This window comes from Burkholderia sp. Bp9140 (genome assembly GCF_003853425.1).
Classification (GTDB): Bacteria; Pseudomonadota; Gammaproteobacteria; order Burkholderiales; family Burkholderiaceae; genus Burkholderia.
On record NZ_QTPQ01000036.1, the window covers coordinates 1 to 21,955 of the forward strand.

Sequence of the window (21,955 nt, forward strand, 5' to 3'; positions counted from 1 at the left end):
GCCGCCCGCCGCGCGCCTGCGCTATCTGACGTTCCTCCTCCCCCCCCCGCTGGCGGTCCTGCCCCCCCCCCCCCCCCCCCCGCGCGCCCCCCCGGGCGCCCCCCCCCCCCCCCCCCCCCCGCCGCGCTGCACTACCCGCGCATCACGCCAGTTCCGGATAGCCGCGCGCGGCGGCCTCCCGCGCGAACTCGGCAATGGCATCGTAATCGCCCGGCACCAGCCGTTCGAATCCCTTCAGTCTCAGCATCCGCGCCCGTTCCGGATCAACCGCGACCGCGTGATCGAGCGCATCCCGCAACGCTCCCACGAGCCCTCCTTCCAACGCCTTCGACACAATGAACGGCAACCCCGGCGCCGACGCCGTCATCCCGACGATCCGGATCTCGTTCAACAACCCGGGCAGCGCATCGCGCACATACGCGAACGTCACGCAGTCGATCGCCGCGCAATCGGCTTCGCCGGCCGCCAGCGCACGCAGCACGTTCAGATGTGAGCCGAACGACGTGACCGAACCGAAGAATCGCCCGTCATGCGCATGCGGCGCGACCGCATGCCGGAACGCGTTCATCCCGCTGTGCGAATCCTCGCCGTTGAAGGCGGCCCGCAAGCCGCGGCAGGCAGCGAGCGTCGTCGCGCCGCCCGCCTGCGCGCGCGCGGACACGACCAGCACGCTGCTGTAGCGCGCGCCGTTGCAGCCGGGCACATCGAAGGCCGGTGTCGCGACCAGGTGCACGGCATTGCGCAATCCGAGCATCCGGTACGGATAGCCGCACGTTTGCGACAACAGCAGGTCGTTGCGCCGCCACAGCGCGTGCAGGTCGCCGAACGGTTCGTCGAGCAGCGCGACGCCGGCAGGCCCGCCCGTGCGCGCGAACGCATCGAGTACATCACGCAGCAACGCGCGCCACAGTGCGGCGTGGCGCGGCGTCACGTTGTACATCGGCAGTCCGGCGATCCATGGGCTCATGCGCGCATTCTACGCATCGGCGACGCCTCGGAGAAAGCCGGTTCGCTTGCATTTCGGCGGGGTTCGGGTCCCTGCAGAGACTGCCGATGCTTATCGTCCGCGCAGCGATAAGCAAATGCGAATTGCTTGGTTGGCCCGACTACGCCGCCCGGTTAGCGTTCCAGTGTCGCGACGCCGTCGCATGCCGCTGTTGCAGCCGGCCGCGAGCCGCGACGCTCGTCGGCCACTCGCATCGTGCCCCGCACCGGCGCGATCGTCCGCTTCCCGTATCACCCGCATCACGCGCTTCATCCCGCCTCTGCACCATGGCCGAATACTTCGACGTCGACCACGCTCGCGCGATCGCCACGCTCGACGCCCGCTTCACTGCCCGCACCGAGTGGCCGACCTGGCTGCTGGTCGTCGCGATCTACGGCGGCTGGCTCGCCGTGCTGCTGCTCGTGCGTGCCGAGCGCCTGCCGCTCGCGGCCGCGACGCCGCCGCTGATCCTGCTCGGCGCGTGGCACATGTCGCTACAGCATGAACTGCTGCACGGCCATCCGACGCGCTCCGCGATCGTGAACCGGCTGCTCGGCTATCCGCCGTTGACGATCTGGTATCCGTACACGCTCTATCGCGACACGCACCTCGATCATCACCGCGACGAGGACCTGACCGTGCCGGGTGTCGACCCGGAAACGAACTACGTGTCGCGCGAGCAGTGGGCGCGCCTGCCGCGCTGGCGGCGCGCGCTGACGGTTGCGCGCACCACCTTCGCCGGACGTCTCGTGGTCGGGCCGCCGACGAGCGTCGCCGCGATGTTGGCCGGCGCGTTCGACGCATTCCGGCGCGGCGACTTCCGCTATCTGCGGATGTGGATCACGCACGCTGCCTGCGTGGCCGCGCTGCTCGCATGGCTGCAGTGGGCGATCGGCGTGCCGTGGTGGTACTACCTGCTCGTGGTCACGTGGCCCGCGCTGTCGATCGCGATGATCCGCTCGCTCTTCGAGCATCGCGCCGCGCGGCATCCGAAGGCGCGCATCGTGATCAACGAGGCCGGCTTCGCGATGCGTCTGCTGTACCTGAACAACAACTATCACCTCGTGCATCACGACCTGCCGAAGCTGCCGTGGTACGACCTGCCGCACGCGTACCGGATGCGGCGCGACGCGTATGCGGAAAAATGCGGCGGCTTCGTGATCCGCGGCGGGTATCGCGAACTGCTGGCGCGCCATGCGTGGACGCCGACCGACACGCCCGTGCATCCGTTCGACCAGGGGACGACGTCGCTGTCGATGGGCAGCGGCGCGAAGGTCGCCGCGGTGGACGGGTATCTCCAGATCAGTACGTAGCGCTCGATTGGGCCGCGCTTCGCCGTGAAGCCGCCCGATACGGCGACGCACGCGCAAGGCCGCCGCGGCACGCCTCCCTTACGAAAAGCCGACAACACCGATCAGCATCGGCGAATTGCCAATTCCGTCGGCAATGCCCAGAATGACGGCTCGTCCGGGGCTTCCAACAATCATTCGCCCCGACCCAGCCTCCCGGCCGCGGGCCGCACTCCCCTACGACGATGCAACCGAACACCTCGCCCGGCGCGCTCCGCTCGATCGGCCACGACTGGTCCGTCTCCGCGATCACCGCGGGCTTTCTCGCGGTACTGATTTCCTACGCGGGCCCGCTCGCGATCTTCTTCCAGGCGTCGCAGGCCGCGCACGCGTCCAACGCGATGGTGACGTCGTGGGTCTGGGCGATCTCGATCGGCGCGGGCATCTCGGGGCTGTTCGCGAGCTGGAAGCTGAAGGTGCCGGTCGTGACCGCATGGTCGGCGCCCGGCACCGCGCTGCTCGTCGGCCTCTTTCCGCAGCTGACGCTGAACCAGGCCGTCGGCGCGTACATCACGGCCGCGCTGATCATCCTCGTGATCGGCATCACCGGCTATTTCGACCGGCTCGTGCGGCATATTCCGCGCGGCATCGCCTGCGGGATGATGGCCGGCATCCTGCTGCCGTTCGGCATGCACGCGTTCTCCGCCGCGACCGCACAGCCGGTGCTCGGGTTCGGGATGATCGCGGCGTACGTGATCTTCAAGCGCCTGCTGCCGCGCTACAGCATCGTGCTCGTGCTGCTGACGGGCGCCGCGCTCGCGACGCTGCTCGGCATGGCCCAGCTCGGCAACGTGTCGCCGAGCATCGCGCGGCCGATCTTCATCACGCCCGAATGGACGCTCGGCACCACGCTCAGCCTCGCGCTGCCGCTCGTCGTCGTCAGTCTCACCGGCCAGTTCCTGCCGGGGATGACGATCCTGCGCGTGTCGGGCTATCACACGAGCGCGCGGCCGATCATCACGGCGACCGGCGTGATGTCGCTCGTCGTCGCGTGCTTCGGCGGGATCACGATCGTCGTCGCGGCGATCACCGCGGCGCTGTGCACCGGCAAGGACTCGCACGAGGATCCGGACCGGCGCTATATCGCCGGCATCGCGAACGGCATGATCTACCTGATCGGCGGGCTCTTCGCGGGGACGATCGTCACGCTGTTCTTCGCGCTGCCGCAAGCCTTCGTCGCGATCCTCGCGGGGCTCGCGCTGATCGGCGCGATCGGTGCAAACGTGCACGGGATCTTCGAGGACGAGGATCATCGCGAAGCGTCGGTGATCACGTTCCTCGCGACCGCATCGGGGATGACGTGGCTCGGGCTCGGCTCCGCGTTCTGGGGGATCGTGATCGGGTCGGTCGCGTATGCGGTGTTGAGCAGGGTGCGGCAGCAGGCGTGACGCGCATCGCGTGCCCTTTCCGCCGCCGCGTCGCTCAACGCGCGTGTTCGCGCACCAGCGCGGCAAGCGCATCCGCCGGTGTCGTCGTGCCGTACACGCGCTCCGACACGCCGGCCTCGACGTCGATCTGCCCCGCGTTGTGCACGTCGTACAGGTCGACGATCAACTGCGCATGACGTTCGCTGAGCCCCGCGCGCAACAGCGTCGCGGTCCATGCGTCGCGCGGCAGTTCGCGCGCGACGATTTCGTGGTCCGCCGCCGCGCCGAGCATCTCCGCGATGTCCCGCACGCTCACACGCCGCGGCCCTTCGATGCTGACGATACGCGGCCCGTTGCCGGTTTCGGCGGAATCGAGCAGCAGCCGTGCCGCCGCGACACCCACGTCGGGCGCCCAGACCGTCGGAAACACCTTGTCGACCGGATGATGAAAGCTCGGCAGCACGCCGGTTGCGAGCGCGACCGGCAGCACGCGCGTCCAGTTCTGCAGGTGCTCGGACGAGCGCAGCAGCGTGAGCCGCGTCGGCACCGTGTTCAACCTTTCTTCCAGGCGATGAAAGAGCCGCGTGATGCCCGTGTTGCCGTCGCGCTCCGCCCCGTAGTCCGACAGCGCGAGCAGCGCCGGCGGCGGATGCGCGGCGAGTGCGCCGGTCACGATGTCGATCGTCCGCTCCATCGTCGCGGCCGGGTCGCTGTCGGTGACGGGCACCGGACACAGCATCTGCACGGCTTGCGCGCCATCGATCGCCGCGGCGACCGCACGGGCGTCCATCAGGTCGGCGATCGCGACGTCGCAGCCAAGCTGCGCGAAGCGTTCGCGCCGGCGTGCGTCGCGCAGCACCGCGCGCACGGGATGGCCTGCCTGGCGCAGGGCCGTTACAGTCGACAGTCCGACGTTGCCTGATGCTCCGAAGATCACGAACACGATCCGCTCCTGGGGGATGAAGTTATCGTGATTGTCGGCACTCGCGGCCAGGACGGCGCACAGGGATGGATGAAGCGGACAGGAAAGGATGACGGGATGCAGGTGCTGACACACCCACGATGACAAGCCTCGCATCATCGCAATTGATGGCAGCATAATTTCGACTTCTATTTATCGGAACGATTGCCGCCGACTGCCATGAGTGGTGCCGGCCGGGAAGCCAGCGACTGACGCTCAAGCAGGTAAAAAAACGCTCTACGGTTTCGCCTTGATCGTGGCCAGCACTATTTGCGATTGGCTGACCCACATCGCCGTCAGGTTGCAGCGATGGTGAACCAGCGACATGATCGTCGAGTAGTCCTGCAACAGATTGCGAGTAAAGATCGGTTCGTGATGGGCGATGCGGTTGCGCAGTTTCCGAATGTCTTCAAGCTGACCGTAGATCATCTGCCGATGTGCTGCCACCGAAATGCTCGAGTCGAGATTCGGAAATACCCGGCGCAAGTGGGGATCCCAAAGACGGGTATCGTTACGAACGTGAACATCTTCTGCCAAAACACGAACTTAAGTTCCGGGATCACCTTTCCTACGGTCGTCACCCCCTGTCGAGCGGACGTGAGGTCATTCCACTGACTGTATCCCGCTCGTGACCGTGGAAGGCTTCGTTCGAAACCAGGCGACCAGGGCCATCGCGGTCCATACACGGCTTCGAGCACATCGGAAACGGCGTTGCGAACTGCAACCTCGCAGACGTGCAACACGGGCAGCAGCGCCCCTGACACGGCTGCGTTCCACGCGTACAGCCGCAGTGATGCCATGTCTTGGTCATCTGCCGGGCGTGCAACTGCGTCGAACGTCGCCATCCGCGGGCGCGACAGCGCGGTGGTGACGGCATCAATGACATCCTTGTTGTTTGACATCACGCTTGGATTTAGATACGATCGACGTCACTAGCTACGGGATTCGCGGGCGAAAGCCTCCCCCCGTGGACAGACGATAGTATCGAAGAAACCCGCTCCGTGCGGGTTTTTTCATTTTCCGCCCCCAATTTCCCGGCCCCGTCAGTCTTGACTCTCATCGCCCCGGCCGCAGAACAAAAACGCCCGTAGCCTCGGCCTGCTCACGTTCGTGATTGGTCTACGCAACGAGGTGGAATGGACGAAGCTCCGCTGCCAACAACGTGATCGAATTACTACGTTCCGGACTGGGATAAGCCACGCAACGAATCGAACACTGCGACCGCAACCTCACGCGCCGCATCCACCCGGTTACGCTCCGCTCCCATCGCCCTCGCCGTCATAAGCGAGCCTGAGCCCACCCCTTGCCCCCGCCCGCGCGATCTCCGTCGGCGTCGCCCCCAGCACGCGATTCATCCAGTTCGCCATGTGGCTCTGATGCGCGAAACCCGCTTCGAGCGCGATCTGGCTGATACTCAGCCGGCCCTCGAGCAACAACGCCTTCGCGCGCTCGACCCGGCGCCGCACCACGTACTGATGCACCGGCATCCCGAGCGTCTCGCGGAACAGCACCTTGAAATGCGGCACGCTGATCGACACGAGCGCCGCGAGTTCGGCCAGTGTCATGCGACGCTCGAGGTTGGCCTCGACATAGTCGATCACGCGCGCCGCCGCCTTCGGCGCAAGCGTGCGCCGGTGCTCGCGGAACGCCGGCTGGCTGTCGACCAGCCGCGCGACGAGCGCCGTGCACAGGCTCTCCGCATAGAGCGGGTCCGACGCGTCTTCCGCTTCGAGTTCGGCGGCCATCGCCCATGCGATGTGCTGCAGCCGCGGATCGCGCACCTGCAGGCGGCGGCGGATCTGCGCCTGCGACGGCTTCAGCTCGAGCTGGTCGAACGTGCGGCGCACGAACGTGTCGCTGAGCGCGATGTGCAGGATCCGGCAGTCGGCGCTGTCGGTCCACTGGCCCGGCAGGCCGGCGGGTATCACGTCGACGTCACCGTGCGCCTGGATGCGCGACACGCGTTCGCCGTCGCACACGCAATCCGCGCGCACGGGCGAGCCGACATGCACGCCGATGCGGTGATGATCGGCGGCAGGGATCCGGTACGTGCCCGCGCGAATCTGCAGCAGCGACGCGCCGAAGCCGCGCCACCCGAGCCCGCGGCTTGAGCGCAGGCTGACCGGCACGCCGTTGTCGGTCGGCGCGGCGAGAATCGGATCGCTCATGGTTCCCCTCCACCAGATCAGGTGTCGAACGCGCATTGTGACGTTTTTTCCGGCCGCTTGCCGGGCTTGCCCGGCCATTCCCGCGCCGGGCGGAAAAAGATCATCCGATTCTGCTCCGGCCCATCCGTGCGTGTGCGCCGCCGGGCGCCGCACTGCTTACGATGCCTCATCCGACACCTACGGAGACCGTCATGCCCGATTACTGCCCGCAACGCGCGGCGCTCCCCCCCGCCTCACCGTCCCGCGCCGCCCGCCGCCCTGCCCGCCCCGTTCACCGCACCGACCGGACCACCCTCGCCGCATGGTGCCTGCGCATGATCGGCTGGTACCGGCTCGAACGGCTGCTCGCGTCGATCCCCGACAGCAACGACGACTTCGGGATCGTCTGACGGTCGACACGCACGACGCCCGGCCCGCCCTCGTCCACCTACTTGCGCCGCCGCTCGTGCGGCGCCACCGTCGCGCCGTCGATCACCGGCGCGCCCTGCTTGATCAGGAAGTCGCGAAACAGCCCCGTCACCTGTGAGATCCGGCGGTCGGCAAGCGTGATCACGTACCACTCGCGCACGATCGGATTGCCCGGAAACGGCAGTTGCCCGAGCAGCCCCGTGCGCAGCTCGAGTGCACACGCGTGCAACGACAGGAACGCGACGCCGAGCCCCGCTTCGGCCATTTGCTTGATCGCCTCGTTGCTCGACAGTTCGGAGCCCACATGGAAGCGGTGGCCGGACGTCTTGAACAGGCTCTCGACCGTGGAACGCGTGCCCGCGCCGCGCTCGCGCACGAGCAGGTGCGCGGATTCGAGATCCTTCAGCGCGACGCGCTTGCGCTGCATCAGCGGATGCCCGGGCGCCGCGACGAACACCATCGGATGCTTCGCGAACTCGACCGCGTGCGTGCGCAGTTCCTTGGGCGCGCTGCCCATGACCGCGAGATCGATTTCATGCGTCGCGAGCATGCGGATGATGTCGTCGCGGTTGCCGACCTTGAAATACGTCTTCACGTGCGGACGCGTCGCGGTGAACTTGACCAGCAGCGGCGGGATCAGGTACTCGGCCGTCGTGATCGCGCCGATCCGCAGCGTGCCGCCGAGATCGCCCGTCAGCGCGGCCACTTCGTCGCCGGCCTCGCTCCACAGATGCAGGATCTCACGCGCATAGCGCGACACGATCTCGCCGGCCGCGGTCAGCTGCACGCCGCGCCCCACCCGCTGCAGCAATGCGGCGCCCACCGCCTCCTCGAGCAGGCGAACCTGCAGCGACACGGCCGGCTGCGTCAGGTTCAGCTCCTCGGCCGCGCGCGACACGCTGCCGAGCCGCGCAATCATGTCCAGCGCCTTCAACTGCCGGAACGTCGCGGTCTTACCTATAAGTGAATACATATGAGTCGCTTATAAACATTAAATTGTTTGAGCAGGTTCAAAACTATATCGTCGGTTCTTGAGCAATGTCATCCGAATCGTCATCAGCGGGAGCCACAACATGGACAACATCACGCCTACCCTTGCAACGGATCGCGCACCGCGCGTGCCGCGCATCGTGATCGTCGGCGGCGGCGCCGGCGGCCTGCAGCTCGCCACGCGCCTCGGCGACACGGTCGGCCGCCGCGGCCAAGCCGACGTCGTGCTCGTCGACCGCTACCCGACGCACTTCTGGAAGCCGCTCTTGCACGAAGCCGCATCCGGCCATCGCGATCCGGCCTCGCACACGATCGAATACGCGGCACAGGCGAAGCGTCACGGCTTCCGCTTCGTGCAGGGCGCGCTGCAGCGGGTCGATCGCGCGGCACGCACGGCGACGATCGCCGCGGTGCAGGACGCGGACGGCACGGAGATCCTGCCGCAGCGCGAGCTTGGCTACGACGATCTCGTGCTGGCCGTCGGCAGCGTGACGAACTTCTTCAACGTGCCGGGCGCCGCGCGCCACGCGTTGCCGCTCGAAAACCTCGACCAGGCCGAGGATTTCCGCCGCAAGTTCCTTGCCGCCTGCACGAAGGCGAACCACCTGGCCGAGCAGCAGCCGACGCTGCGCGCGGCACCGATCTGCATCAACGTGATCGGCGCCGGCGCGACGGGCGTCGAACTGGCCGCGGCGCTGCGCCATGCGATCCAGCAGCTGACGACGTATCGCTTCAAGGCGCTGGTGTCCGCACGCGACGTGCACATCCGGCTGATCGAAGGCGGCCCGCGCATCCTGCCGGCGCTCGACGAAAGGCTGTCGGCCAGGATGCACGCGCAACTGCGCACGCTGAACGTCGACGTGCTGACGCAGACGCGCGTCGCGGAAGTCGGCGCGGACGCGGTCACGACCGCGACCGGCGAACGGCTCGCGAGCGACATCACGATCTGGGCGGCCGGCGTCGCGGGCCCCGCGATCCTGCGGGAACTCGGCGACATCGCGCTCAACCGGTCGAACCAGGTGATCGTGACCGATACGCTGCAGACGCCCGACGATCCGCACGTGTACGCGTTCGGCGACTGCGCCGCGTGCCCGTCGGCCGATGCGAGCGGCTTCCTGCCGCCGCGCGCGCAGGTCGCGCACCAGCAGGCCGTGTACCTGGGCGAGGCGCTCGCGCGGCGCCTCGCCGGCAAGCCGGTGGCGGGCTTCACGTTCCGCGACGCGGGCACCGTCGTGTCGCTCGGCCGGGCCGGCGCCGTGTATCAGGCCGATCTCGGCGTGCGTTCGCGTTCGCTGATCGTCGACGGGCTCGCCGCGATCGGGCTGTACAAGTTCCTGTATCGCAAGCATCTGTTCAGCGTGTACGGACTGAAGCGCACGCTGTTCCAGTCGCTGAGCCACTGGCTGCAAAGCCGCAACCAACCGTCGATCAAGCTGCACTGATCGACGACGGCATCGCAAGACGGCGTATCGAGCCCACATCGCCCGATACGCCGTTTTCTCAGATGCACGCATCCGGTGCATTCGACGCATGCGCACGTTTGGTGCATCACGTTGAAGTGCGTCGATGCGAGGCGAATCTTGCGGAGAACATCGCATCGCAGGCCTCCCATGCCAGTCATGGCTCGCCGCCCGATTCATTAGTCGAATCGTATGAGTCGGATATAAATATTAATTGGTCGCCTATTCCGGATCGACGCTAAGGTGTGTGGCATTCCCGTCCGCGAACGGATCGTCACGTCTCAGGAGAGGAATCACCGTGGTCATCGAAGCCATCGTCACCCGTCTCGACGCCGCATTCGCGCAGATCGAAGCGACACCGGATTCGCACGAATCGCGCAACCAGCGCGATGCGATCATCCAGTGGCTCGACAGCGCATCGGAGCAAGGATATCGACTCGGTCTCGTCACGACGCTGCCGGCCGCCCGGCTCAGCGACATGTTCGAAGGCCAGTTCGGCCGTGCGAACCTCGACCGCTTCTCGGTCGTCGTGACCGACGCCAATCAGCAGGACTCCATATCAAACCAGCATCCGTTCGATGTCGCGCTGCAGGCGCTGGGGGTGCCGCCCGAGCGCGCGGTGGCCGTCGCGAGCAGCGAACCGGAACGCCGCGAAGCCGAGACGTTCGGCCTGTCGCGTTGCGTGCGCATCACCGACACGGTGCGATCGATCGCATCGGCGGGCGTGCACTGACCTGAGCACCTGCATCCGGGCCGGCACGTGCCGGCCGGTCGCAATCCGGCGCGATGCCGACGATTGCCCGACCGAATCCTGACATTCTGCTGTCAAAGTTGCTTGCAACACTTCCGGGCTCGACCGACCCCACCCGGAGACGGAATGATGCGCTTCCCGCCTCGTCCCGCCCGTTTCAAGCCACGATGACACGCCCTACCCGCACCGCCTCGGCCGTCGCGCTCGTCTGCCTGCTGCTCGCCGCATGCGGCGGAGAAACGTCGACGGCACCCGCCATGCCGGCGGACAACAGCGGCACGCAGCCGGCACCGCAACCGACACCGACGCCGACACCCGCGACCTACTACCAGACGAAGACGCCGTATCGTCCGCAGCAGGACGCGGCGACCTACGAAGCGCCGCCCGCCGGCTACGCACCCGTCTACACCGGACTCGTCGCGCGGCACGGCTCGCGCGGACTGTCGGGCTTCAAGTACGACGGTGCGATTCACGCGATGCTGGTCAAGGCCGAGGCGGACGGCGCGCTGTCGGCGCTCGGCGCGCAGCTGAAGGCCGACACGTACGCGATGATGAAGGCCAATGCACTGCTCGGCTACGGCGTGCAAGGGATTTCGACGCCCGGCTATGGCAATCTCACGCAGACCGGCATCCACGAACACCAGCAGCTCGCCGCGCGGCTCGCGCAGCGGTTGCCGGCACTGTTCGCGTCGGGCGGCCGGCAGATCGTCGTCGTCAACTCGGGGCAGGACCGCGCGGTCGACAGTTCGACCTACTTCTCCGCCGCGCTCGTCGCCGCGCAGCCGGCGCTCGCCGCCGCGATCACGCTGCCGGCCGCGCCGTCCGGCTATCCCGCGAGCACGCCGGTCGCGCAGCCCGCCGGCACCAACCGCTTCCTGCTGTATTTCCACTCGCTGAAGCCGGCCACCGATCTCGTGACCGATCCGTCCGCCCCGTATTACGCGACCTATCAGGCGAGCCAGGCATACCAGGCCTATTCGAGCGATGCGACGGTCGCGGACAAGCTGAAGACGATCAAGGCGTCGCCACAGGTCGCGGAGGTCGCGCAAACGGTGCTGTCCGCGCTGGTGTCGCAGGCCTTCGTCGCGAAGCTCGGTTCAGACGGCTATACGTTCGCGAACACGGGGACCTACGCGTTCACGTCGCCGGACGGTAAGTTCACCAATACGCTGAAGGGCGATGGCAAGACGAAGATCGCATCGGCCGTCGATGCGGTGAACGTGCTGTACAACCTGCTGCAGGTCGCGCCCGCGATGACGGCCGAAACGGGCGGCGTCACGCTGGAGAAATACATCGGCGCCGAGCAGGCGCGGACGCTCGCGTATCTGCAGGACGCGGAGGACTATTACCAGAAGGGGCCCGGCATCCAGGAAGCGAACCCGGTCACGTACCGGATGGCGCAGGTGCTGCAGGACGATTTCTTCAACGAGGTCGACGCGATCGCGCGCGGCGACCTGACGCGCGCCGCGAAGCTGCGCTTCACGCATGCGGAAATCGTGATTCCGTTCGCGTCGATCATGAACCTGAAGAACGTGTTCGTGCCCACGCCGCAGGCGCAGACCTACACGTATGCGAACAACCCGTGGCGCGGCGATCAGGTGTCGCCGATGGCCGCGAACATGCAATGGGACGTGTATCGCAACGGCTCGCGGCTCATCGTGAAGATGCTGTACAACGAGCGCGAGACGGATTTCCAGGCCGCGTGCGACGGCGCGAAGATCGCACCGGCGAGCCACTACTACGATTACGCGGGATTGAAGCGCTGTTACGGGTATCCGTGACACGCCACGGCGTACCGCGTCAATGCGGAATTGCTGCGCTCGTGCGTGCCGCCCGCGCGGCCTTCGGCTTCGCTGCGGCGTGCACCTTCGGATCGGCGCCGACCACATGTTGAACCTTGCGGGCCTCCGCGGGCGTCGCGTGTGCCTTCGACACGGGTTTCGCGTCGGCATGCGCCGCGGCCGGCGCCTTCGACGGCGAACGAACGGGTTGCTGCCCCGGCTTCGCGGCCGTCGCACTGTGCGCCGCCCCAGGCGGATGCTTGACCTGCTGTGCGTACGCCTTGACGTCGTGGTCGCTCATCCACGATTCCGTGTAGGCAGCCGACGCAGGCTGCGACAGGTTGAGACAGGCGACCGATGCCACGAGAAAGGCACGAAGATGCGTGCGACGATTGAATGCGGTAATGACGAATGCTCCTTGCGATCCGGCTTGACGCGCCGTGTCGGCGCGGTCGTGGCGGCACGATAAATGAGCGTATTCCACATCGCAAGCATTTGACGGGTGATTCAAACGATTCTTGACGTTTGAACGATCGATCCGGCGTGTGAGGTCCGTCACGCCCCGCGTTCGATCGCGTCGGCCGCGACACCGTCCTTCCCCCCGTTCCGCTCGACCGTCCACGGATGGATCGGCCGATGCCCCGGCCGCGCCCGCTCGGGCGGCATCCACAGATGCCGCAGCCGCCGCCCGAGCGTCCCCGGCGCGAGCACGTCGCGCCACATGTCGACGAATTCATGGAGATTCAGCACCAGGAAGTTGTACGAACGGATCTGCTGCGTGATGCCGTAGTCGACCGGCTCCGTTTCCTCGACGTATGTGCCGAACATCCCGTCGAAGATGATCAGCACGCCGCCGTAGTTCCTGACTCCCTGTCCGAAGGACGCCGCGCGCCTGCTCGCGCAGCCGCTGCGCCAGACCGACGATGCGCTGCCGCGGAGGATGGAGCGGCAGGCGAGCGCGCTGCTCGCCGAACTGCGGCGGACCGACGATCTCGAACTCGGATTCGCCGGCGGTGTCGAACATGCATCGCCGGAGATTCACATGAAACGCGCCACCCCGTTCGCCCTCCTGATCCTGCTTGCCGCCGCCAGCTTGCCGGCGCTCGCCGGTAGTACCGTGTCGCCGGTTCCGCAGCAAGCGAGGAATTGCGTACCGTCCTCGCCGTCCGCGTCCGCCGGCACGGCGCCCGGCTCCCGCGCGGTGCCGAAGGCCCCGCCGATCCGCGTGTGCGTCGGCGATTCGGACACGCAACTGAACCTGCCTTGGTTCCTGACCGACGTCCTCACCGCCGTGGACACGCATCAATCGCCCCGCGACCTGCTCCACAAGATGCGCGACGACTTCTGAAGCGCGCCCGTCCCAGCCTGCACACGTGCCGAAAAACCCGCGGGATGGACCTCGTTCACGGCGATCCGGCCCCCGGATCGCCGGACGTGACGCGCCACGCAAATATTTCCTGTCGAGCATCAATCGCAAAATTGTTCCATTTGTTGACTCACGATATTTCGTAATCGCGCGTCACGTCATATACTTGCCGCGCACCATCCTCGTGCCAAGAGACGGTGTCTTCTGTCCCGGCCGCACTCCGATGCGGCCGGGGCTCTTTTCGGGCGCGCGATCCAACCTGCATGCGCAGTCATGCATGCATGGAGCAACGCGTCGCCCCCAGGCGATTCCGCCGCGATGCCACCGGATGCGATTCGCAAGCGTAGAATCGACCAGCGCGCCGCTTTCGGCGCGAATTACCGTGCCCCGGCCAGGCACGGCGCATGCTCCGCGTCTATCCATCGAACGGTTCGACCTGCATACCCATGCGTACAACAACAAATGCGACCCGAGGCACCTCCACGCCCGCGCCGGGCCCGAAGCCCGCATTCCAGCGCGGCGGGGTGTGGCCACACATCATCTTGTCCGTTGCCCTGATCATCTGCGTGCTTGTGCTCGTGCTGGCGTTCGTCATCGCCGATCGCCTCGCGCGCGAATCGATTGCCCGGCGCGAACGCGTCGTCGCGAACGACATCGTGGTCTCGGTCAATCACATCCTTGACGGGATTCGCTCGCGGCACCCGGACGAGTTGAACGCGCTGGTCGGACGGCCCTGCACGACGATCTTCCGGACACTTGCCGAAGTAGGCACTCACCTGCGTTATCTTCGCGCCGTCGGGCTGGCCAACAACGGTCGCGTCACATGCTCGTCGGCGCTCGGTCCGATCGACGTCTCGCTCGACGCGTACCTGCAGGCGCCGGAACCGGGGATGACGGCCATCGCGCTGCTTCAGCAGACGCCGTTTCAGCATCGCGTTCCGGTGCTGGCGGCGTTTCGCGCGACCGCGCCCCAATCGGGCGTCCTTTATCTGGTCGAAGGCGACTATCTGGCGGACATGCTCGCACACGGTACCCGGTTCGGCGCGGAAACGGCCACGCTGTCGGTCGAGGGCGCGGGCGGCCTCGATCAGCATGGCGCGTTCGTGCCGCCATTCGGCACGGCCCCCGCGGCGGGCAGCGCGATCGCGTCGAGCACCTGGCCCTTCAGGGTTTCCGTCACCTCGTCGCAAGCCTACGTCTCGCAGGTGCATCGGCAGTACCGGCTGATCTGCGTGACGATCGCGCTGCTGGTGAACGGCCTCGTCGCGGCCGCCTACCTGCTCGCGATGGCGCCGCGCCGGCTGCTGCTGAAGGCCGTGCGCAACGCGCTGAACCGCAAGGAGTTCCACGTCGTGTACCAGCCGATCGTCGACGTCGACTCGCGCAGGACCGTGGGCGTCGAGGCGTTGCTGCGCTGGCATCATCCGAAATGGGGAGCGATCAGCCCGGCCGTGTTCGTGCCGCAGGTCGAATCGACCGCGATGCTGCCGAAGGTGACCGAATTCGTGCTGCGGACCGCCGTGTCGGAACTGACCGCGCTCACGCCGTCGATGCCGCTGCGCATCGCGATCAACATCGCGCCGAAGGATCTCGAACGCGCGCGCTTCGTGTCCGTCGTCGAAGACACGATCCGCCGGCTTCCGCCGGGCTTCACGCTGGTGCTCGAAGTGACCGAGCGCATCCTGCTCGAAAAGAATGCGCGCACGACCGAGATGTTCGCCGCGCTGCGCGCGAAGGGCGCGAAGTTCGCGATCGACGACTTCGGCACGCATCACAGCAATCTCGACATGCTGTCGCGTTTTCCGTTCGACTACGTGAAAATCGATCGCCAGTTCATCGCGCAACTGACGACCGGCAATGCGAAGCTGATCGAAGGGATCGCAGCGCTCGCGCACCACTACGACCTGAAGATCATTGCCGAGGGCGTGGAGACGGAAGAGCAGCATCGCGCGCTGCATGCGGTCGGGATCCAGTATGCGCAGGGCTACCTGTATCAGCGGCCGCAGCGGCCGGAACACCTGAAGCGGGATTTCGCATCGATGCCGGCTTAGGTGTCGGCCGCCGCCGCGGCACGCCATGACGATGGGCACGTCCACTGCGATCCTGCGGCGCGCCGGGCATTCGCATCGGTATCCCGGCAGTATCGTGACGGCTGAAGACATGCCGGCGCGACTCGCGACGCCGCACCCCGCGGTGATCGAATGTGCCGACGGCTCGGGCGCGACGGCGACGCGGTCGCCGCTGGAGGACGACGCGCTCGAGCTCCAGGTAGACGAATATGTGACGCGGAAGCGCCACCGGTCATCGCGCACCGCTGACTGCTGCGGCCGGTCGACGCGGCGCGCACCGCGTGGCGGGTCGACCGGCGGCTTCCTGCCACCTGATGCCAGCGGCGCCGCCTTCGGCGGGAACCGCGCGAGAGGCGCTAAAATCCGCCGCCTGGGCATCCACGACGAGCAAGCGTTTTGACGGCGTTCGAGCAGGGTTTCATCCTCACCCGCCACTGGCGGGACACCGCGTCCGGCATCGAGATCGAGTTCTGGCTGGCAACCGAACACGGTCCGCGCCGCGTGCGGCTGCGCCCGCAGGAAGCCGTCGCATTCTTGCCGGCCGGGCAGCAGGCGCTCGCCGAACGCGCGCTGGCCGGCGAACGCGATGCCGAGCTGCGCCCGCTCGCGCTGCGCGACTTCCGCCAGCGCGCAGTCGTCGGCCTCTATTGCCGCCGCTACCGCCACCTGTCCGGGCTCCAGAAACGCCTCGCCGCGGCCGGTGTCGACGTCTACGAAGCCGACATCCAGCCACCCGACCGCTACACGATGGAGCGCTTCATCACGGCGCCCGTGCTGTTTCGCGGCACGGCCGGCCGTGACGGCACGCTGACCGACGGCGAACTGAAACCGGCGACCGGCTACCGGCCGGTGCTGCGCTGCGTGTCGCTCGACATCGAGACCAGCATCCATGGCGAGCTGTACTCAATCGCGCTCGAAGGCTGCGGACAGCGGCAGGTCTACATGCTCGGCCCGCCCAACGGCGACGCGCCGGCCGCCGACTTCCGCCTCGACTACTGCGACAGCCGGGCCGAGATGCTCACGCGGCTCAACGACTGGTTCGACGCGCACGATCCCGATGCGGTGATCGGCTGGAACCTCGTGCAGTTCGACCTGCGCATCCTGCATGCGCACGCGGAGCAACACGGCGTGCCGCTGAAGCTCGGGCGCGGCGGCAGTGTGCTCGAGTGGCGCGCGCATGGTCAACAGCCCGACCACTTCTTCGCGGGCGCGGCCGGCCGCCTGATCCTCGACGGCATCGACATGCTGAAGTCGGCGACGTGGACGTTCCCGTCGTTCAGCCTCGAATACGTGTCGCAGTCGCTGCTCGGCGAAGGCAAGTCGATCGACAACCCGTATCAGCGGATGGACGAGATCCAGCGCCGCTTCGATCACGACAAGCCCGCGCTCGCGCACTACAACCTGAAGGACTGCGAACTCGTCACGCGCATCTTCGACAAGGCCGACCTGCTGTCCTTCGCGCTCGAACGCGCGACCGTCACGGGCCTCGCGGCCGATCGCACCGGCGGCTCGGTCGCTGCGTTCACGCACCTGTACCTGCCGCGCATGCACCGGCTCGGCTACGTCGCGCCGAACCTCGGCGACGTGACGGGCCAGAACAGCCCGGGCGGCTTCGTGATGGATTCGCGGCCCGGCCTGTACGACTCGGTGCTCGTGTTCGACTACAAGAGCCTCTATCCGTCGATCATCCGCACGTTCCTGATCGATCCGGCCGGGCTGATCGAAGGGCTCGCGCACCCGGGCGACGACACGTCGGTGCCCGGCTTTCTCGGCGCGCGCTTCTCGCGCACCGCGCATTGCCTGCCCGACATCGTGCAGCGCGTGTCCGAAGGCCGCGACGAAGCGAAACGCCAGCGCAACGCGCCGCTGTCGCAGGCGCTGAAGATCATCATGAATTCGTTCTACGGCGTGCTCGGCTCGACGGGCTGCCGGTTCTTCGATCCGCGCCTCGCGTCGTCGATCACGATGCGCGGCCACGAGATCATGCATCGCACCCGCGAGTTGATCGAGGCGCAGGGCTACGAAGTCATCTACGGCGACACCGATTCGACCTTCGTGTGGCTCGGACGCGAGCACGACGACGATGCAGCATCAGCCAAGGGCCGCACGCTCGTCGAGCACGTGAACCGCTGGTGGCAAGCGCACCTGCGCGATCGCTTCGGGCTGGAAAGCGCGCTCGAACTGCAGTACGAGCGACATTACCGCCGCTTCCTGATGCCGACGGTGCGCGGTGCGGAGGAAGGCAGCAAGAAGCGCTACGCGGGCCTCGCGCGCGCCGCGAATGGCGGCGAGGACCTCGTGTTCAAGGGGCTCGAAACCGTGCGCACCGACTGGACGCCGCTCGCGCAGGCGTTCCAGCGCGAGCTCTACCGGCGCGTGTTCAAGCGCGAGCCGTACCAGGACTTCATTCGCGACTACGTGCAACGCACACTCGACGGCGAATACGACGCGCAACTCGTCTATCGCAAGCGCGTGCGCCGGCCCTTGAGCGAATATCAACGCAACGTGCCGCCGCATGTGCGCGCCGCGCGGATCGCGGACGAATTCAACCAGGCGCGCGGCCGGCCGCTGCAGTACCAGCGCGGCGGCTGGATCAGCTACGTGATGACGACGGCCGGCCCCGAGCCGCTCGAGACGATGCGCTCGCCGATCGACTACGCGTTCTATGTGAGCCGCCAGTTGCAGCCGGTCGCCGACGCGATCCTGCCGTTCCTGCGCGACGATTTCGAGCGCGTGATTTCGGGGCAAGGTCAATTGTTCTGAGACCGACGGCGCGGCGACATCGTGCTCGCCCATTCCGTCATGCGGTTGTGCTCGCAACCGCTTCGCAACCCGTTCTCTCCCCGCGGCACACCCGCACTCATCGGCATTCTCGCGCCCCCGTTGAACCGGCCGCTGCCATCCCCTGATCTTTCCTGTCCCCACTTCGCGTAGCCGCCCCGGCCCCGCGTCGTGCAGCCCTTCTCCGTTCGCCTTCCCGCGGCGCCCCCACGCGCATCGGGAAAACCCGACCACCCACAGCGCAACTTCTCGTTGACACGCCGATTTTTGCCCTTCTAATATGCACACAACGCTGCACACAATAAAACACACATCGATGTGTGTAGAAAACAGCAGGCATGCGGGTTTACCCATCTCAAGTGAGGTCACCATGAATCGACTGTCTCGTTTCACCCGTCAAATCGCCGCGTGCACCGTGGCCGCGGCATCGCTCATCGCGGCCGCCCCGTCATACGCCGCCGGGCCCGACGCCTGGGCCGCCGTGAAGAAGGCCGGCGTACTGCGCTGCGGCGCCGCGGTCGCGCCCCCTTACGTGATGCGCGACCCGAAGACGGGCACCTACAGCGGCTTCTTCTCGGATCTGTGCCGCGACTTCGGGCAGAACGTGCTGAAGGTGAAGGTCGAATTCGTCGACACGAGCTGGGACAACATCGTGGCCGGCCTGCAATCGGACAAATGGGACCTGTCGCTCGCGCTGAACGACACGCCCGAGCGTGAAAAAGCCGTCGCGTTCTCCGCGCCGGCGACCGACTACAACGTCTCGTTCGTCTACAACAGGAACAACCCGAAGATCGCGAAGAACCTGCGCTCGCTCGCCGACATCGACAAGCCGAACGTCACGGTCGCGGTGATGTCGGGCACGTCGCAGGACAAGGCGATCTCGGCCGAACTGAAGCAGGCGCGGATCATGCGGCTGCCGGGCAACGACGAGACGCGCCTGTCGCTGATCTCGAAGCGCGCCGACCTGCTCGCCGACGCGAACATCACCAACATGCTGCTGACGGAAGCGCACCCTGACTGGGCGGCCAGCTTCAACCCCGCGCCGCCGCTCGCGCAGCAGGAAGTGGCGTTCGGCCTGCGCAAGGACACGCCCAAGGCCGACCTCGACGTCCTCAATGACTACCTCTCGCAGCAGGTCAGGTCGGGCGCGGTGAACCGTCTCATCAAGACTTCCGTACAGGCCATGCTGGCCCCGGGCAAGTAAGCACCGGTCGCACCGACGAGCCCGGCGGAACGCCGCCGGGCGCCGATTTTCCGATTCGCACTTTGCGCGCCGATGCCGGGCGCCGCTGGAGAGACTGTCATGTTGTCGCCTCAAACGACGGCCGTCAGGTCGGCCATGCATCCCCTTTCGACCACGCGCTTGCCCACGTCCGCACCGGACGGCGAGTTCGTGCGGCTGCGCGACGTGCACAAGGCATACGGCCCGAACCTCGTCGTGATGGACGGCATGAGCCTCGACATGCGCGCCGACGACCGGCTCGTGATCATCGGCCCGAGCGGCAGCGGCAAGAGCTCGCTGCTGCGCGTGATGATGGGACTGGAAGGGATCCAGCGCGGCGAGATCGCGTTCCAGGGCGCGTCGTACATCCGCGGCGGCGATGCGCGCGGCGGATGGCGCATCGACGCGAAGCTGCAGAAGCAGGTCGGCATGGTGTTCCAGCACTACACGCTGTTTCCGCACCTGTCGGTGCTCGGCAACCTGATTCTCGCGCCGGTGCGCGTCGGCGGGCTGTCGAAGGCGGAAGCGACCGGGCGCGCGCGCACGTATCTCGCGCGTCTCGGCCTCGAAAGCAAGCTGCATGCATATCCGAGCCAGCTCTCCGGCGGCCAGAAGCAGCGCGTGGCGATCGCCCGCGCGCTGATGCTCGAACCGAAGCTGATGCTGTTCGACGAAGTGACGTCCGCGCTCGATCCGGAGATGGTCGTCGAAGTCCAGAACGTGATGCTGCAGCTCGCCGAGCAGAAGATGGCGATGATCATCGTCACGCACGACATGCACTTCGCGCGGGACATCGCGACGCGCGTCGTGTTCTGCGCGAACGGCAAGATCGTCGAGGAAGGCGCGCCGGACCAGATCTTCAAGTGTCCGAAGGAAGCGCGCACGCGGGAATTCCTCGAGAAAGTCCTGCATCTCGACTGAGGCCGAAGCCATGAACTATCACTTCGATTTCAGCTTCCTCGCCGGCAGCCTCGGCGCGCTCATCGACGGGCTGAAGATCACCGTCGTGCTGGCCGTCGCCGCGAACGCGATGGGCCTCGTACTCGGCTTCCTGCTGTGCCTGCTCGCGATGAGCCGCTGGGCGATCGTGCGCTGGCCGGCCCAGCTCTTCATCGAATTCTTCCGCTGCACGCCCGCGCTGCTGCAGATCGTCTGGTTCTTCTACTGCATCCCGATGATGGTCGACGTGTTCATCGACCCGGTCGCGATGGGCGTGCTCGCGCTCGGCCTGAACCTCACGGCGTTCAACGCGGAAGCCTACCGCGCCGGCGTGCAGGCGGTGCCGAAGGAGCATCTCGACGCCGCGGTGGCGCTCGGCCTGCGGCCGTGGCAACGCACGATCTTCGTCGTGCTGCCGCAGGCGCTGCGCAGCGCGATGCCGGTGCTGCTGACGAACGGCATCGGCAGCCTGCAGCAAAGCGCGCTGGTGGCGATCGTCGCGGTGGCCGACCTGATGTACGTCGCGAAGAGCATCGCGACCGAAGCGTACCGGCCGCTCGAAACCTACTCGGTCGTCGCACTCGTGTATTTCGCGCTGTCGCTGCCGATCGCGAAACTCGTCCATGTCATCGAGCGCCGCCAGGACGTCGCCGTCCAGCGCTGAGGAGCCCGTCGTGAATCTCGATTTTGCCGTCGTCTGGCCGTACTGGCTCGTGCTCGCGAAAGGCCTCGGGCTGACGCTTGCGTTCACCGTCACGTGCGCGCTCGTCGGCAGCCTGCTCGGCTTCGTGCTGAGCCTCTTGCGGATGTCGCCGTCGCGCTGGCTGCGCGGGCCGGTCACCGCGTTCGTCGAATTCTTCCGCGGCACGCCGCTGCTGATCCAGCTGTTCTGGGTGTTCTTCTGCTTCCCGGTCGTGCTGCGCCTGCCGATCCCGCCGTACCTGTCGGTGCTGATCTCGCTGACGCTGTACATGGCCGCGATCACGAGCGAGACGTTTCGCGGTTCGCTGAAGTCGATCGCCGGCGAGCAGCACGACGCGTGCATCGCGCTCAGCCTGTCGCCGCACGTGAAGATCGTCTACGTGATCTTTCCGCAGGCGCTGCTGCGCGCGATCCCGCCGCTGCTGTCGAACGTCGTGAGCCTGTTCAAGGAGAGCGCGCTCATTTCGTCGGTGGGGATCGCCGACCTGATGTTCGTCGGCCAGAACGTGTCGAACAGCACCGCACGGCCCGTCGAGTTCCTGACGACCGTCGCCGTCATCTATTTCCTCGTCGCCTTTCCGCTGACCCGCCTGGTCGGCGTAGTGGAGTCCAGGATGCTCAGGCGCTATGCCTATTAACTCGCAACGCTCTCACCC

At 66.9% G+C, this 21,955-nt stretch carries 21 protein-coding genes; 14 read left to right on the forward strand and 7 right to left on the reverse strand.

The window, feature by feature from the left end:
* Positions 1-142 precede the first annotated feature (142 nt).
* Positions 143-967 (reverse strand): phosphate/phosphite/phosphonate ABC transporter substrate-binding protein, encoded by an 825-nt coding sequence (locus DIE21_RS26850; protein ID WP_124500525.1) that lies wholly within the window; start codon positions 965-967, stop codon positions 143-145.
* A 305-nt stretch (positions 968-1,272) separates the two neighbouring features.
* On the opposite strand from DIE21_RS26850, the gene DIE21_RS26855 reads away from it, so the two are divergent.
* A complete protein-coding gene (locus DIE21_RS26855; protein ID WP_124500526.1) occupies positions 1,273-2,298 on the forward strand; it encodes a fatty acid desaturase in 1,026 nt (341 codons plus the stop codon).
* A 221-nt stretch (positions 2,299-2,519) separates the two neighbouring features.
* Positions 2,520-3,722, forward strand: a complete 1,203-nt coding sequence (locus tag DIE21_RS26860; protein ID WP_124500527.1) for a benzoate/H(+) symporter BenE family transporter — start codon at positions 2,520-2,522, stop codon at positions 3,720-3,722.
* 34 nt (positions 3,723-3,756) lie between these two features.
* Here the strand turns inward: DIE21_RS26860 and DIE21_RS26865 are convergent, their stop codons facing one another.
* The 3 genes from DIE21_RS26865 to DIE21_RS26875 all read right to left on the reverse strand — a co-directional run bounded on the left by DIE21_RS26865 (position 3,757) and on the right by DIE21_RS26875 (position 6,830).
* Positions 3,757-4,644 (reverse strand): NAD(P)H-binding protein, encoded by an 888-nt coding sequence (locus DIE21_RS26865; RefSeq protein ID WP_124500528.1) that lies wholly within the window; start codon positions 4,642-4,644, stop codon positions 3,757-3,759.
* A gap of 255 nt (positions 4,645-4,899) precedes the next feature.
* Entirely contained in the window at positions 4,900-5,091 is a 192-nt protein-coding gene (locus DIE21_RS37575; RefSeq protein ID WP_221622399.1) for a hypothetical protein, read from the reverse strand.
* 821 nt (positions 5,092-5,912) lie between these two features.
* On the reverse strand, positions 5,913-6,830 hold the full coding sequence (locus DIE21_RS26875; protein ID WP_124500529.1) for an AraC family transcriptional regulator: 918 nt from the start codon (positions 6,828-6,830) through the stop codon (positions 5,913-5,915).
* Positions 6,831-7,021: 191 nt separating this feature from the next.
* Between DIE21_RS26875 and DIE21_RS26880 the strand changes: the two genes are divergently transcribed.
* Positions 7,022-7,219, forward strand: a complete 198-nt coding sequence (locus DIE21_RS26880; protein WP_124500530.1) for a hypothetical protein — start codon at positions 7,022-7,024, stop codon at positions 7,217-7,219.
* Positions 7,220-7,257: 38 nt separating this feature from the next.
* Here the strand turns inward: DIE21_RS26880 and DIE21_RS26885 are convergent, their stop codons facing one another.
* Positions 7,258-8,211, reverse strand: a complete 954-nt coding sequence (locus DIE21_RS26885) for a LysR family transcriptional regulator (RefSeq protein ID WP_124500531.1) — start codon at positions 8,209-8,211, stop codon at positions 7,258-7,260.
* 100 nt (positions 8,212-8,311) lie between these two features.
* Here DIE21_RS26885 and DIE21_RS26890 point away from each other — a divergent pair, with 100 nt between their 5' ends.
* The 3 genes from DIE21_RS26890 to DIE21_RS26900 all read left to right on the forward strand — a co-directional run bounded on the left by DIE21_RS26890 (position 8,312) and on the right by DIE21_RS26900 (position 12,220).
* Positions 8,312-9,670: an NAD(P)/FAD-dependent oxidoreductase gene (locus DIE21_RS26890; protein ID WP_124500532.1), complete on the forward strand. Its 1,359-nt coding sequence runs from the start codon at positions 8,312-8,314 to the stop codon at positions 9,668-9,670.
* A 316-nt stretch (positions 9,671-9,986) separates the two neighbouring features.
* Positions 9,987-10,421, forward strand: coding sequence for a phosphatase (locus tag DIE21_RS26895; protein ID WP_124500533.1), 435 nt, complete (start codon positions 9,987-9,989; stop codon positions 10,419-10,421).
* A 185-nt stretch (positions 10,422-10,606) separates the two neighbouring features.
* A complete protein-coding gene (locus DIE21_RS26900; RefSeq protein ID WP_124500534.1) occupies positions 10,607-12,220 on the forward strand; it encodes a histidine-type phosphatase in 1,614 nt (537 codons plus the stop codon).
* 19 nt (positions 12,221-12,239) lie between these two features.
* Here DIE21_RS26900 and DIE21_RS26905 read toward each other — a convergent pair whose 3' ends face one another.
* Together DIE21_RS26905 and DIE21_RS26910 are read right to left on the reverse strand one after the other, a co-directional pair.
* Positions 12,240-12,521: a transcriptional regulator gene (locus DIE21_RS26905; protein WP_124500535.1), complete on the reverse strand. Its 282-nt coding sequence runs from the start codon at positions 12,519-12,521 to the stop codon at positions 12,240-12,242.
* A gap of 254 nt (positions 12,522-12,775) precedes the next feature.
* Entirely contained in the window at positions 12,776-13,069 is a 294-nt protein-coding gene (locus DIE21_RS26910; protein ID WP_260432551.1) for a hypothetical protein, read from the reverse strand.
* Between the two features lie 193 nt (positions 13,070-13,262).
* Here DIE21_RS26910 and DIE21_RS26920 point away from each other — a divergent pair, with 193 nt between their 5' ends.
* The 8 genes from DIE21_RS26920 (at position 13,263) to DIE21_RS26955 (ending at position 21,937) form a co-directional block, all read left to right on the forward strand.
* A complete protein-coding gene (locus DIE21_RS26920; protein ID WP_124500595.1) occupies positions 13,263-13,568 on the forward strand; it encodes a hypothetical protein in 306 nt (101 codons plus the stop codon).
* A 422-nt stretch (positions 13,569-13,990) separates the two neighbouring features.
* On the forward strand, positions 13,991-15,637 hold the full coding sequence (locus DIE21_RS26925) for an EAL domain-containing protein (RefSeq protein WP_124500536.1): 1,647 nt from the start codon (positions 13,991-13,993) through the stop codon (positions 15,635-15,637).
* 31 nt (positions 15,638-15,668) lie between these two features.
* Positions 15,669-16,055, forward strand: a complete 387-nt coding sequence (locus DIE21_RS26930) for a hypothetical protein (protein ID WP_260426791.1) — start codon at positions 15,669-15,671, stop codon at positions 16,053-16,055.
* A complete protein-coding gene (locus DIE21_RS26935; protein ID WP_124500537.1) occupies positions 16,052-18,418 on the forward strand; it encodes a DNA polymerase II in 2,367 nt (788 codons plus the stop codon). The genes DIE21_RS26930 and DIE21_RS26935 overlap by 4 nt, the downstream gene beginning before the upstream one ends.
* Before the next feature lie 388 nt (positions 18,419-18,806).
* Entirely contained in the window at positions 18,807-19,640 is an 834-nt protein-coding gene (locus DIE21_RS26940) for an ABC transporter substrate-binding protein (RefSeq protein WP_124500538.1), read from the forward strand.
* A gap of 99 nt (positions 19,641-19,739) precedes the next feature.
* The gene (locus DIE21_RS26945) at positions 19,740-20,579 is read left to right on the forward strand and encodes an amino acid ABC transporter ATP-binding protein (protein ID WP_124500539.1); all 840 of its coding nucleotides are present in this window, start codon (positions 19,740-19,742) and stop codon (positions 20,577-20,579) included.
* Positions 20,580-20,589: 10 nt separating this feature from the next.
* On the forward strand, positions 20,590-21,261 hold the full coding sequence (locus DIE21_RS26950) for an amino acid ABC transporter permease (RefSeq protein ID WP_124500540.1): 672 nt from the start codon (positions 20,590-20,592) through the stop codon (positions 21,259-21,261).
* A 10-nt stretch (positions 21,262-21,271) separates the two neighbouring features.
* Complete coding sequence (locus DIE21_RS26955; protein WP_124500541.1) at positions 21,272-21,937, forward strand: amino acid ABC transporter permease; 666 nt, start codon at positions 21,272-21,274, stop codon at positions 21,935-21,937.
* Positions 21,938-21,955 lie beyond the last annotated feature (18 nt).

Bases quoted from the DNA above. Each gene is read 5' to 3' on its own strand.
- DIE21_RS26890 (WP_124500532.1), top strand. From the start codon at position 8,312: ATGGACAACATCACGCCTACCCTTGCAACGGATCGCGCACCGCGCGTG.
- DIE21_RS26930 (WP_260426791.1), top strand. From the start codon at position 15,669: ATGGGCACGTCCACTGCGATCCTGCGGCGCGCCGGGCATTCGCATCGG.
- DIE21_RS37575 (WP_221622399.1), bottom strand. From the start codon at position 5,091: ATGATCTACGGTCAGCTTGAAGACATTCGGAAACTGCGCAACCGCATC.
- DIE21_RS26920 (WP_124500595.1), top strand. From the start codon at position 13,263: ATGAAACGCGCCACCCCGTTCGCCCTCCTGATCCTGCTTGCCGCCGCC.
- DIE21_RS26900 (WP_124500534.1), top strand. From the start codon at position 10,607: ATGACACGCCCTACCCGCACCGCCTCGGCCGTCGCGCTCGTCTGCCTG.
- DIE21_RS26950 (WP_124500540.1), top strand. From the start codon at position 20,590: ATGAACTATCACTTCGATTTCAGCTTCCTCGCCGGCAGCCTCGGCGCG.
- DIE21_RS26885 (WP_124500531.1), bottom strand. From the start codon at position 8,211: ATGTATTCACTTATAGGTAAGACCGCGACGTTCCGGCAGTTGAAGGCG.
- DIE21_RS26905 (WP_124500535.1), bottom strand. From the start codon at position 12,521: ATGAGCGACCACGACGTCAAGGCGTACGCACAGCAGGTCAAGCATCCG.
- DIE21_RS26855 (WP_124500526.1), top strand. From the start codon at position 1,273: ATGGCCGAATACTTCGACGTCGACCACGCTCGCGCGATCGCCACGCTC.
- DIE21_RS26875 (WP_124500529.1), bottom strand. From the start codon at position 6,830: ATGAGCGATCCGATTCTCGCCGCGCCGACCGACAACGGCGTGCCGGTC.
- DIE21_RS26945 (WP_124500539.1), top strand. From the start codon at position 19,740: ATGTTGTCGCCTCAAACGACGGCCGTCAGGTCGGCCATGCATCCCCTT.
- DIE21_RS26925 (WP_124500536.1), top strand. From the start codon at position 13,991: ATGCTCCGCGTCTATCCATCGAACGGTTCGACCTGCATACCCATGCGT.
- DIE21_RS26880 (WP_124500530.1), top strand. From the start codon at position 7,022: ATGCCCGATTACTGCCCGCAACGCGCGGCGCTCCCCCCCGCCTCACCG.
- DIE21_RS26940 (WP_124500538.1), top strand. From the start codon at position 18,807: ATGAATCGACTGTCTCGTTTCACCCGTCAAATCGCCGCGTGCACCGTG.
- DIE21_RS26860 (WP_124500527.1), top strand. From the start codon at position 2,520: ATGCAACCGAACACCTCGCCCGGCGCGCTCCGCTCGATCGGCCACGAC.
- DIE21_RS26850 (WP_124500525.1), bottom strand. From the start codon at position 967: ATGAGCCCATGGATCGCCGGACTGCCGATGTACAACGTGACGCCGCGC.